At 55.2% G+C, this 10,526-nt stretch carries 14 protein-coding genes and 1 pseudogene; all 15 read left to right on the forward strand.

The genetic code is table 11. The features are described 5' to 3' along the window. Positions 1–24 precede the first annotated feature (24 nt). The 15 genes and pseudogenes from ADK28_RS08735 to ADK28_RS31385 all read left to right on the forward strand — a co-directional run bounded on the left by ADK28_RS08735 (position 25) and on the right by ADK28_RS31385 (position 10,484). Positions 25–1,164: a P22 phage major capsid protein family protein gene (locus ADK28_RS08735; RefSeq protein WP_048795441.1), complete on the forward strand. Its 1,140-nt coding sequence runs from the start codon at positions 25–27 to the stop codon at positions 1,162–1,164. A gap of 46 nt (positions 1,165–1,210) precedes the next feature. After that, positions 1,211–1,447 (forward strand): hypothetical protein, encoded by a 237-nt coding sequence (locus tag ADK28_RS08740; RefSeq protein WP_048795442.1) that lies wholly within the window; start codon positions 1,211–1,213, stop codon positions 1,445–1,447. A gap of 3 nt (positions 1,448–1,450) precedes the next feature. Beyond that, positions 1,451–1,933: a DnaT-like ssDNA-binding protein gene (locus ADK28_RS08745; protein ID WP_048795443.1), complete on the forward strand. Its 483-nt coding sequence runs from the start codon at positions 1,451–1,453 to the stop codon at positions 1,931–1,933. A gap of 2 nt (positions 1,934–1,935) precedes the next feature. Next, the gene (locus ADK28_RS08750; protein ID WP_048795444.1) at positions 1,936–2,286 is read left to right on the forward strand and encodes a hypothetical protein; all 351 of its coding nucleotides are present in this window, start codon (positions 1,936–1,938) and stop codon (positions 2,284–2,286) included. Position 2,287: 1 nt separating this feature from the next. Next, positions 2,288–2,872: a hypothetical protein gene (locus ADK28_RS08755; RefSeq protein WP_048795445.1), complete on the forward strand. Its 585-nt coding sequence runs from the start codon at positions 2,288–2,290 to the stop codon at positions 2,870–2,872. Further along, positions 2,869–3,288 (forward strand): phage tail terminator-like protein, encoded by a 420-nt coding sequence (locus tag ADK28_RS08760; protein ID WP_065426235.1) that lies wholly within the window; start codon positions 2,869–2,871, stop codon positions 3,286–3,288. The genes ADK28_RS08755 and ADK28_RS08760 overlap by 4 nt, the downstream gene beginning before the upstream one ends. Before the next feature lie 91 nt (positions 3,289–3,379). Continuing rightward, positions 3,380–3,971, forward strand: a pseudogene (locus ADK28_RS08765) (phage tail tube protein). 45 nt (positions 3,972–4,016) lie between these two features. Beyond that, a complete protein-coding gene (locus ADK28_RS08770; protein WP_048795447.1) occupies positions 4,017–4,370 on the forward strand; it encodes a phage tail assembly chaperone in 354 nt (117 codons plus the stop codon). A gap of 47 nt (positions 4,371–4,417) precedes the next feature. Beyond that, positions 4,418–4,672: a DUF1799 domain-containing protein gene (locus ADK28_RS08775; protein WP_048795448.1), complete on the forward strand. Its 255-nt coding sequence runs from the start codon at positions 4,418–4,420 to the stop codon at positions 4,670–4,672. Positions 4,673–4,711: 39 nt separating this feature from the next. Then, the gene (locus ADK28_RS08780) at positions 4,712–7,714 is read left to right on the forward strand and encodes a phage tail tape measure protein (RefSeq protein WP_048795449.1); all 3,003 of its coding nucleotides are present in this window, start codon (positions 4,712–4,714) and stop codon (positions 7,712–7,714) included. Positions 7,715–7,776: 62 nt separating this feature from the next. After that, positions 7,777–8,016: a hypothetical protein gene (locus ADK28_RS08785; RefSeq protein ID WP_152929669.1), complete on the forward strand. Its 240-nt coding sequence runs from the start codon at positions 7,777–7,779 to the stop codon at positions 8,014–8,016. An 89-nt stretch (positions 8,017–8,105) separates the two neighbouring features. After that, the gene (locus ADK28_RS08790) at positions 8,106–8,447 is read left to right on the forward strand and encodes a phage tail protein (protein WP_048795454.1); all 342 of its coding nucleotides are present in this window, start codon (positions 8,106–8,108) and stop codon (positions 8,445–8,447) included. 8 nt (positions 8,448–8,455) lie between these two features. Continuing rightward, positions 8,456–9,211, forward strand: a complete 756-nt coding sequence (locus ADK28_RS08795) for a phage minor tail protein L (RefSeq protein WP_048795451.1) — start codon at positions 8,456–8,458, stop codon at positions 9,209–9,211. Positions 9,212–9,213: 2 nt separating this feature from the next. Further along, positions 9,214–9,927, forward strand: a complete 714-nt coding sequence (locus ADK28_RS08800) for a C40 family peptidase (protein ID WP_048795452.1) — start codon at positions 9,214–9,216, stop codon at positions 9,925–9,927. A gap of 68 nt (positions 9,928–9,995) precedes the next feature. Then, a complete protein-coding gene (locus ADK28_RS31385; RefSeq protein ID WP_152929671.1) occupies positions 9,996–10,484 on the forward strand; it encodes a hypothetical protein in 489 nt (162 codons plus the stop codon). Positions 10,485–10,526 lie beyond the last annotated feature (42 nt).

Below are 10,526 nucleotides of genomic sequence, written 5' to 3' on the forward strand. Positions count from 1 at the left end.
AAATATTCAAGGAAACCATAAATCATGGCTGGAAATACTCTTACCGGGTTGATCCCGACTATCTATACCGCTCTGGACGTTGTTTCACGCGAGCAGGTCGGTTTTATTCCCGCAGTGGCACGTAACACGAAGGCAGATCAGGCAGCCAAGGACCAGACTGTCACCGCGCCAGTTGCACCTGTTGCTAAAACGCTTGATATCGAGCCAGGTGCTACAGCTCCAGGCAATGGTCAGCAGGCTATTGGCAGCGTCGATGTGAAAATTACCAAGTCAAAAATGGCTCCGGTTCAATGGAACGGCGAAGAGCAGCTGGCGCTCGGCCCGGCGGGCACCTACAACACCATTCTGGCTGACCAGTTCAAACAGGCGTTCCGCGCGCTGGCAAATGAAGTTGATGCTGACTTAGGCGCCCTCTACTACGGTACCTCGCGCGCCGTTGGTACTGCTGGGAAGGCGCCATTCGGTGTGAAAGAAGACCTATCTGATGCGGCGTTGGCCCGACAGGTATTGTCGGATAATGGTTCACCAACAACTGACCTTCAAATGGTTCTTGGTTCCTCCGCGACGACAAATCTGCGTGGTAAACAGTCGGTGCTGTTCAAGGTGAATGAATCGGGTACTGAGCAGCTCTTGCGTGAGGGCGTTATCGGTCGACTGGAAGGGTTCAATATCCACGAGTCTGCCGGCGTAGCTCGAGTGGGGGCTGCTGCCGCTGCGGGTTATCTGGTTAATGGCGCCAAGAAAGAAGGCGACATTATCATCGCCATCGACACCGGCACTGGGAGCATTTCTGCCGGTCAGTTGGTGACGTTCGACGGCGATGAAAACCAGTACATGATTGCAGCAGCCACTGCGACAACGATCACTCTGGCAGCGCCTGGCCTGCGTCAGGATCTGGCGGATGATGCAAAAATCACCGTTATCGGTGGTTTTACCGCGAATATGGCATTTGATCGTAACGCGTTCCTGTTGGCAGCGCGCACACCGGCAATGCCAGAGGGGGGCGATACCGCTGATGATGTGATGAACGTTACCGATCCGGTATCCGGCATCACCTTCCAGGTGGCGCTGTATCGCCAGTACCGTCAGGTGCGCTATGAGGTCGGTTTGGCTTGGGGTGTCGCCTCCATTAAACCGGCGCATGCCGTAACGCTGTTGGGTTAAGACAACGATATTGTGAGGGGCTACGGCCCCTTTTCTCGGAGGATATATGGCTGGATTAACGAAAGAACAACGTGCGTTGCGTATCGCAGAAAAGCTTGCTGCTGAGCAGGCGAACATAAATAATCCTGAGCAGCAGGAGCAGCAGGAGCAGCAGGAGCAGCAGATAGAATTGGTGTCTATGGTTACTGATTACCCTGCTTTTCCCGGCGCACCAACGGTTGCTGACGTACATCCTTCTGAGGTGGAAAACTGGAAATCATCCGGTTGGACTGTCCGGGGGTGAGCCATGTTAATTACGGATCCCACGTCGCCGGGTTTTAACAGTTACGCCAGCGTGCAGAATGCTCGTGACTTTGCTACGACGCGCGGCTATTCGTTGCCGGACGATGACAGCGAATGCGAAACGCTGTTGATGCAGGCGATGGACTACCTGGCCGGGCAAAGCTGGCGCGGTTCACGTTCATCGCCGGATCAGATGCTGCCGTGGCCGCGCTCTGGCGTGGTTGTGGATGGTGTTCTGCTGGCTAATGATAAAATCCCGAGCCAGATTATCCTGGCGCAGTGCCACTTGGCTGTTGAGGCTCAGGAAACCGATCTGACCCCGAGTTTTAACGGTGGTGCTGAGGTGGTGCAGGAGGCCGTCTCTGGCGCGGTTAGTGTCAGTTATGCTCCTGGCACATCAAATTCGGTGCCAACGTTCCCATGGCTGACCGGTTTGCTACGAGGCTTTGTCGGTGCAATGAATCAGGTGCGAGTCGTGAGGGGCTGAGTATGGCGATCAACTATACCCGGATGCGCGCCACCGCCACACGGTTGCTTACCGAGAACGGGCAAAAGCGCGTGCTCAGCCGCGGCGGGAAAGTGACGCGGGTGAATGGGAAAGAGGTGCAATTACCCGACGAAAAGGCGGACGTGATCGGCGTTGTGACGGAATACAAGCCGGGAGAAATTGACGGCACGCTGATTCAGAACGGCGATGTGCTGTTGGTAGCAACCTACCAGACGGAAATCCGTATCGATGACCGCATTGAGATTGACGGGAAAAAATATCGCGTGGTTCATCCGCATCCGGTTAAGCCGGCAGCGGTGCTGATCTGCTACCGCGCACAGCTGAGGGCATGACATGGCAGAAAACGACGCGTTCATGCAGGCGATCACTGCCTTCGTGGACAAGGCAAAGGCCAATCAGGCGCAGGTAGTCCGCGCAACGGGGATCCGTATCCTAACGCAACTGGTTCAGATGTCGCCCGTTGGCAATCCCGAATTGTGGGAGGTGAACGCCACCGCCAAAGCCTATAACGACGCGGTCGCAGAACACAACGATGCGCAGCGCAACGATCCGGCCAATCTGACACCGACCGGGCGCCTGAAAAAGCGCGCGAAGGTATCCGACAGCATGGATATCAAGGCGCCGGCCGGTTATACCGGCGGCCGGTTCCGCGGCAACTGGCAGGTGGGGTTGGATGCGGCGCCGCAGGGTGAAACCGGCCAGGTGGATAAATCGGGCGGTAAAACGCTGGCCGCCGGCACGCTGGTGATCGAGCGTTTTCGTGTCGGCATGCAGGCGGTGTACTTCACGAATAACGTTCCCTATGCCTACCCGCTGGAGTTTGGTCACTCGTCGCAGGCGCCTGGCGGCATGGTGCGGATCACCGCTGCCGATTTCCAGCGTCATTTCCAGGCAGCCGTATCGGAGGTGAAATCGTGAGTCATACCCGAGTTGCCGAACTGCTCGAAGCGCGCCTGGGTGAATGGGCAGATGCTAAAGGCGTGCCTGTGGTGTGGGAGAATATCTCGGAAAACCCGCCGGATACGCTCTATCTTCAGGCCTACGCGATGCCGGCGACCACGACGACGATCGACCTGGCTGAAAAGCTGCAGGTGCTGCCGGGCGTCTGGCAGATCAACGTCGTGGCGAAGGCCGGCGAAGGCGTCAGCGTCAATGGCGCCCGCGCGCTGGCCGATGGGGTGGCCGCTTTGTTCCCTGTTGGCCTTGCGCTCAGCGATGGGGGGCTCACCTGCTACATCAGCACGCCGCCGACGGTTTACCGTGGCATCACGTCGGACACCCGCTATTCCATCCCCGTCAGCATGAGCTATCGCGCTCACCTCATCACACTCTGACCGCCGCGGCGGTTTTTTTATGCCCAAAATTGGAGAATCCACTATGGCTTTTAACTTACCAAACGGCGCCACGGTTTTCGCTGGTTCCAAGATGGCGGCAGCGCTGCCAACGTCAGCGGTTAGTAACGCCAAGGGCGCGGTGTTTACCGTGGCAAATGGCACCCTGGCCGCCGATGACATTGTGCTCATCAAATCAGGCTGGGGAAACATCGACAACCTGGTCGCCAAAGTGACAGCGGCGACGGCAACGGCGGTGACGATCGGTGCACTGGATACGTCGAATACCAAATTTTTCCCGGCGGGNTATCAAAATCACCGAATGGACGCAGATCCCACAAATCACTGAAGTGGGGGCGTCTGGCGGCGATCAGCAGTACGTGCAGATCCAGTTTCTTGAGGACGACCGCCAGCGCAACCTGGCGACGTACAAGGCAGCCAAGACCCAGACGTTTACCTTTGCGCATGATTCAACGTTGCCGATTTATGACGTCCTGACCGCTGCCGATCGCGTTGGCGATATTCTGCCGTTTTACATGTACGTGCCGACGGCAAAAGAAACCCGTTACTGGTCCGGCACGCCATCCTTTGACCCACAGCCGGCAACGGCCGTGAACCAGGTGGAAACGGTGCAGGTATCGATCGCGGTACAGTCCCGCACCATGACGTTCTACAAGGACAAGTAATTTTAACCCTCGGGGCGCAAGCCCCATTCTTTCGCAGGTTCCGACATGACAGCAAAATTTACCCTGGCCCCAAATTCGACGTTTAAAAAAGACGTCACAATCCCGCGCGCCGGCGCAGAAGATGGCGTGCTGACGTTCACGTTCAAGCATAAGACCCGCAGCCAGCTGGAAGCGCTGGAGAACACCCTGCGTGAGGCAACGGAAAAGCAGATCGAGGCCGGCAGCCACGGCAGCGCGCCGATGGTGGCATTCATCGAGGAAATCGCCGCGGGCTGGGCGCTGCCTGACGAGTTCAACAGTGAGAACGTGCTGGTGCTGCTGGAAAACTACCCGCGTGCGTTCGACTCTATCGCCATGACCTACACCCGCGAGCTGATGGCGATCCGAGAAAAAAACTAACAGCGGTTGCCTCGGCGTTCTATACGCCTGACCCGTCGCCGGAAGAACTGGCCGCATTTGGGTTAACGCCCGAGGACGTCGAAGGGGAGCCGATCGACGTGCTCCCCGACGTGTGGCCAGTGTTCGAGGTGTTCCGGGCAATGGCGACGCAATGGCGTACCGGTATGGGCGGCGTCACCGGGTTGGATTACAACTGCCTGCCCTGGGTGATGAAATTGCACGGCGTCGACGATGAGGCAACCGCGTTAACGGATATCAGGGTGATGGAAGCCGCTGCGCTTGCCACCATCCATAAAAAATAATGGCCCGCCGCGCGGGCTTTTTACTGCACGGAGCCCCGCATGACAGACATTGCATCGATCTCCCTGCGCGTCGATACCGGAGACCTGCAGCGCGGCAACAGCGAACTGGATAAATTCCAGAAAACTGCTGCAGGCGCCGCCGGCGCGGCTGACGGTTTCAATGCCTCGGGCAAAGAGACGGCCAAAGTATCGAAAGAGGTGGCGCACGAGGTCGAGGAAACGCACAAGCGGGTAGCGGAATACAGCCGCCGCCTGCGCGAGAGCCAGACCACGGCGACGGCATCCGGCCGGGCGCAGGACCAGCTGACCGAATCCTACTTCCGCCAGATTGACCGGATCAAGCAGCTCGGCACCGGCACGCAGGAATTGCGCGCCATTCAGTCGCAGGTGCGCGCCGCCCGCGCCGCCGGCAACATCACGCAAAACGACTACCTGACGCTTACCAGCCACGCTGCGGATAAAATGCGCGAGCTGACCAAAGCTGAAGAGGCATCGGCGGCTGCCAAATCGATCTTCATCCAAAAGCTGAAAGACCAGGTGGCGACGCAGAGCCTTTCGCGGGAAGAGCTGCTGCGCTACCGCGCCGCGCAGTTGGGCGTTGGTTCCGCAGCGGACATCTACATCAAAAAGCTGTCCACCGCTGGCGACGCCACGCATAAATTCAGTTTGCAGACGTCGGCCGCCCGCCGGGAGCTGGGCGTTATGCTCGGAGAGCTGGCGCGCGGTAACCTGGGCGCCTTGCGCGGCTCCAGCATCACCCTGGCGAATCGTTCTGGGTTGCTCGAGCAGCTTATGTCACCGCAGATACTGGCGGTGGGCGGAGTGCTTGGCGGCATTACTGCGGCGCTGTATGGCTTATACCATGTGTACGACGTAGCAGAACAACAAAGCCAGGCATTCAACAAAGCGGTGATCACGACTGGCGGCGTTTCCGGCCAGAGTTCCGCCAGCCTGAAAAACCTCGCGTATAACATTGGACAGGCTACCGGGAACTATAGCGACGCAGCTGAAGCGGTGACAAAGCTGGCGGCCAAATCGGTATCTTCAGCTGTTGATTTCCGTCGTAGTGGGGAAGCAATAGTCAATTATTCCCGCTATAGCGGTGAAAGCATCGATTCACTGGTAGATCAGTTTGCACAGCTTTCCGACGATCCCCGCGGTGGTATTGAGGCGCTCAATAAAAAATATCATTTCCTGACGGCGGCAACATATCAACAGATTTCGGCGCTTGTTGATCAGGGGAAGCAAACTGATGCTGTTAGGATAGCCACGGATGCGCTCAGCGGTTCAATGGATAGCCGCGCGCAGGAAATTAAGGAGAGCATGGGAACGCTGCCGCGCCTTTTTGACAGCATAGCGATGGCTGCGAAAAAGATGTGGGATGAGATCATGAGCATTGGCCGTGATCCGTCCCAAGCGGAGCAGATGGCGGCGGCGGAGTTGCGCCTAAAGTCTGCCCAAGAAATGGCCCGACGCCTTGAATTGCAAGGTAAAGCCGTACCACAAAAATATACTGACATTATCCGCGAGTCTGAGGCTGAAATCGCTGGCATCAAAAAGGTGACGGCGGAGAAAGAAAATCAGCGCAAGGTCGATGAGGATGCTATCAAGTCCCAGCAGACAATGAACCGGCTGGTGGAATGGGGGCAAACTCAGGCAGAAAAGCGCACCCGCGAGGAATGGGAGCTTAACAAGGCGATCGAGGCGAATCGTAAGGCACACGAAAAGGATGCCAGCGTCCAGTTATTTACGGAGGCGCAGATAGCCAAAGCGCGAGCTGGTATTGCTGAAAAATATAAAGACCCAAAAACACCGAAAGGGCGCCAGTACACGGCGCCGGCCGGTGATCGTGCCGACGAAAAAGCGCAGGCCGATTTGTTGGCGCTCCAGGCGCAACTCAAAGTGCTGCAGGACCACCGCAGCATCAATGACACCATCAGCCAGCAGCGCAAGGATTTGTGGGCTGAGCAGGCGAAATTTGCCGTACTGGAGCAGGCAGCCGATAAGCGGAAGTTGACAGCTCAAGAACAGTCCTACCTTGCGAATAAAAACTCGATATTGGCAAACAAGGAAGCCTTGGCAATCAAAGGGGATGAAGTCGCCCAGCAGGAGCGGCTTAACAAGCTGTTGGATGCCTCGCAGAAGTTTGATCGGCAGCAGCAAGCGAAACGTGCCGAGATTGCTTTTCTCGCCAAAGGTGGTACTTCCCGCGATTCCCAGCGGCAATCCGAAAGAGACCGGATCACTACCGAGTATGCAGAAAACCCTACCGCCCAAAAAGACGCCTTGGCGGCATTGGAGGAAACGTACAAGCAGCGTGATGCACTGGATAAAAATTGGCGCGCCGGCGCTATCAACGGTCTGAATGAATACCAGCAAGCCGCAGAGAACGTCTACGGATCAGTTTCCAGCGTGGCGCAGAGTGCGCTTGGTGGTATTTCTGACATGCTGACCAGTCTCGTCACAACCGGGAAAGCCTCATTCAAGGAATTCACCGCTTCAATTTTGAAAATGATCGTCGAGATCATCAACAAATTGTTGGTGGCTTACGCCGTTCAGGCGGCTATGGGGTGGATTGGTAGCTCGCTCAGTGCGCCATCTGGCGGCAATAACCCCGGCGCAGTTCCAATGGGGTTGCATTACGACGGCGGGTATACCGGCGACGGCGGCAAGTACGAGCCGAAAGGCATCGTGCACGGCGGTGAATTCGTGTTCACCAAAGAGGCGACGCGCAATATTGGCGTTGGCAATCTTTACGGCATGATGCGAAGTGCGCAAGGATATGCGAATGGTGGTTATGTCGGTAATAGCAGCGTCAAAGCTTCGGCTCCAATGCATGGTTTGCGGAGCGCCGAGTCTTCACCATTAATGATCAATGTGCCTGTGTCTATCAATCAGCAAGGGCAGGCACAGGGTCAGACTAGCAATAATGCTGCTGTGGCAAAGGCTTTCCAGCAAACAATCGATTCATCAGTCAGGGACGGTATTGCGAGAGAACTTAAGCCAGGCGGGCAGATATGGATCGCTCAAAATCAGCGTTGATTACATTGAAGTAATTACAGGTGGTGATAATATATTGCCACTTTATAATGCAGGACGCTGATATGAAATTAATACTTATTTTTGCCGCTATCTTGGTAGTTATAATTGTTGCAATCGCGGTAGGCGATGGCAGCTCAATGTCCCCTGAAGCGAAAGAAAAATCACAGGCACGTGATGCAATAAAGCTTTGCTGGGAGGAACATGACCGCAAATCACTTGATGAAGGCGCCAAGCGCTTTATTGCTGGCACATGCGAGAAGATGGAAGCAAAATTCAAAAATAAATATGGCGTGAAACCATAAACAGAGCCTCAGTTATGGGGATGCTTTGTGGTAATTCTCTCATCGTTAAAACCCACCAACTGGTGGGTTTTTTTATGCCTGGAGAAAATATGACGATCGAAACATTCACCTGGCGAGTTCAGGGGCAACCAGAAGGGAGCCTAAACCAGAGAGTGCGCTCAGCGCAGTTTGGCGACGGCTATAAGCAGGTGTCCGGCGATGGCATCAATCCGGAAACCCAAAGCTGGCCGTTGTCGTTCAGCGGCAACAAAAGCGACATGCAGCCCTTGCTGGCGTTCGTGCGCCGGCATACGACTAAGTCGTTTATCTGGACGCCGCCGCTTGGCGAGAAGGGGCTATATCGCGTTGCGGCTGACTCTATCCGGGTGGTTCCGGTTGGCGGTCCGGCTGTGTCCATTTCAGCAACGTTTGAACAGGCCTATGCGCCGTAGGAGGGAAGGTGGCGATCACCAATGACGTGCAGAAACTGGAGCCCGGGAAACGCGTCCGTTTCATCGAGGTAGACGGCACTGCCTTTGGCGCCGACGTTTTGCGGTTCCATAAAGAAACCATCCCGCATACGTCGGCCGAAATCGACAAGGCCGCGGGTGACGAAACAAAGCTCCAGCCTAAAACCGTATGGTGGCAGGGCAAGGAATACGGCGCTTACCCCTATGAAATTACCGGGCTGGAATCTGCCAGCGATGGGACATCGGCGCAGCCAAAATTAACCGTGTCGAATATTGATGCACTTATCACCGCGCTATGTCTTCGTTTCGATGACATGGTTCAGGCAAAGGTGACGATCCACGATACCTTTGTGCACTATCTGGACGCGCGCAATTTTCCGGACGGTAATCCGCAAGCCGACCCGGAGCAGGAATTTAAGCAGGTTTTCTACATCGACAGCAAAAGCGGAGAGGATAACGAAGCCGTAGAGTTCACACTGTCGAGCCCGATGGATCTGCAGGGGTTGCGCATTCCCACGCGGCAGATCACGGCACTTTGCACCTGGTGCATGCGCGGGCAGTACAAAACCGGCGATGGGTGCGCCTATGCTGGCCAGAACGGCTGGTTTGATAAAGATGGCAAGCCAACGGATGACCCTGCCAAGGATGAATGCTCCGGCCTACTGGCGGACTGTAAAAAGCGCTTTGGTGAAAACAACGAGCTGGACTTCGGTGGTTTCCCCGGTTCGTCATTGATCAGGAGATAATCATGCGGCAGAAAACAATCGATGCCATTCTGGCGCATGCGCAGCGTGAATTCCCGAACGAGTGCTGCGGCGTGCTGGTGCAACGCGGGCGTATTGAGCGTTACTTCCCCTGCCGGAACCGGTCAGCTGAGCCGGCAGAGCATTTCGAATTGGATCCCGCTGGCTATGCTGCGGCTGAGGACTGGGGGGAGGTGGNTGCCATCGTGCATAGCCACCCCGGTGACGGTGCCACCACGCAGCCGAGCGAGCTTGACCAGCTGCAGTGCGATGTGAATGAGCTGCCGTTCGTAATTGCGTCATGGCCTGAGGGCGACATTCGAACGATCTACCCGCGCGGCGATCGCCCGCTGGTGGGGCGCCAGTTTGTGCTCGGGCATGCCGATTGCTGGTCGCTAATTATGGATTATTACCGGCAAGAGCACGGCCTAATTCTGCCGAATTACAGTGTTGAGCGCCATTGGTGGGAAGAAGGAGAAAACCTCTACATGGACAACTGGCACGACTGCGGCTTCCGTGAGTTCGATGGGGCTCCACAGGCTGGCGACATGGTGATTATGCAGCTTTCAGCGCCGGTACCAAACCACGCGGGGATCTTGCAGGGTGATAACATGTTGCTTCACCATCTATACGGCCAATTAAGCCAACGAGTGCCATATGGAGGCTATTTCAAAGATCGCACGGTGAAAATCATCCGGCGTAAAGAATTGATGATGTAATTTTGCAACGTACCGAGACCCTCTGTTACCATGCGTAATAACATCTTGTTAATTTATTGGGGGAGGGTATGAGAAACATAGTTTTATTATCAATGCTTTTAATTTCTGGTTGCAAAGCAATAGTTTCCACAAGTTCTGTTGATTATAAATATGAAGGTCACGCATATGTTCGGTCCACTATTGATAAGGATGGGGCTCAAGAGGCTGCTGTAAATACTTGTCGTACAGGTAGTGGTTCAGATGGTTACCTCACTAGAGCGCGATTCATAAAGGATGACGGTAGTTCGCTGGTTTTTTCCTGTTACATGACCACTCATGAACAAATTGCAGAAGAAAATAGGCTTGCTGAAATAGAGAGGATGAAAGAGACAGAGAGGGTTTATAAAGACTTTTATATGGCGAAGGAGCGCCAATATGAACAATTTAAAAAAGATGGTAAAGTTCATACAGATGTCTATACAGAACCAGATGGTGCAATCAGAGCAACAACAATTAAAGGTGAGTCCCGCTGTGATACTTATGCCGATAGCTCTCACGCATCTTCAACTTGCAATTAATTGTGAACAGAATTCAAACCCGCCTTGGCGGGTTTTTTATTG

Origin of the sequence: Serratia sp. 506_PEND (assembly GCF_001076875.1) — a bacterium.
In the GTDB taxonomy this organism is placed as follows: domain Bacteria; phylum Pseudomonadota; class Gammaproteobacteria; order Enterobacterales; family Enterobacteriaceae; genus Serratia; species Serratia marcescens.

Excerpts from the sequence above, each read along its gene's own strand:
- ADK28_RS08735 (WP_048795441.1), top strand. The coding sequence starts at position 25 with ATGGCTGGAAATACTCTTACCGGGTTGATCCCGACTATCTATACCGCT.
- ADK28_RS08750 (WP_048795444.1), top strand. The coding sequence starts at position 1,936 with ATGGCGATCAACTATACCCGGATGCGCGCCACCGCCACACGGTTGCTT.
- ADK28_RS08790 (WP_048795454.1), top strand. The coding sequence starts at position 8,106 with ATGACGATCGAAACATTCACCTGGCGAGTTCAGGGGCAACCAGAAGGG.
- ADK28_RS08770 (WP_048795447.1), top strand. The coding sequence starts at position 4,017 with ATGACAGCAAAATTTACCCTGGCCCCAAATTCGACGTTTAAAAAAGAC.
- ADK28_RS08755 (WP_048795445.1), top strand. The coding sequence starts at position 2,288 with ATGGCAGAAAACGACGCGTTCATGCAGGCGATCACTGCCTTCGTGGAC.
- ADK28_RS31385 (WP_152929671.1), top strand. The coding sequence starts at position 9,996 with ATGAGAAACATAGTTTTATTATCAATGCTTTTAATTTCTGGTTGCAAA.
- ADK28_RS08740 (WP_048795442.1), top strand. The coding sequence starts at position 1,211 with ATGGCTGGATTAACGAAAGAACAACGTGCGTTGCGTATCGCAGAAAAG.
- ADK28_RS08780 (WP_048795449.1), top strand. The coding sequence starts at position 4,712 with ATGACAGACATTGCATCGATCTCCCTGCGCGTCGATACCGGAGACCTG.
- ADK28_RS08785 (WP_152929669.1), top strand. The coding sequence starts at position 7,777 with ATGAAATTAATACTTATTTTTGCCGCTATCTTGGTAGTTATAATTGTT.
- ADK28_RS08745 (WP_048795443.1), top strand. The coding sequence starts at position 1,451 with ATGTTAATTACGGATCCCACGTCGCCGGGTTTTAACAGTTACGCCAGC.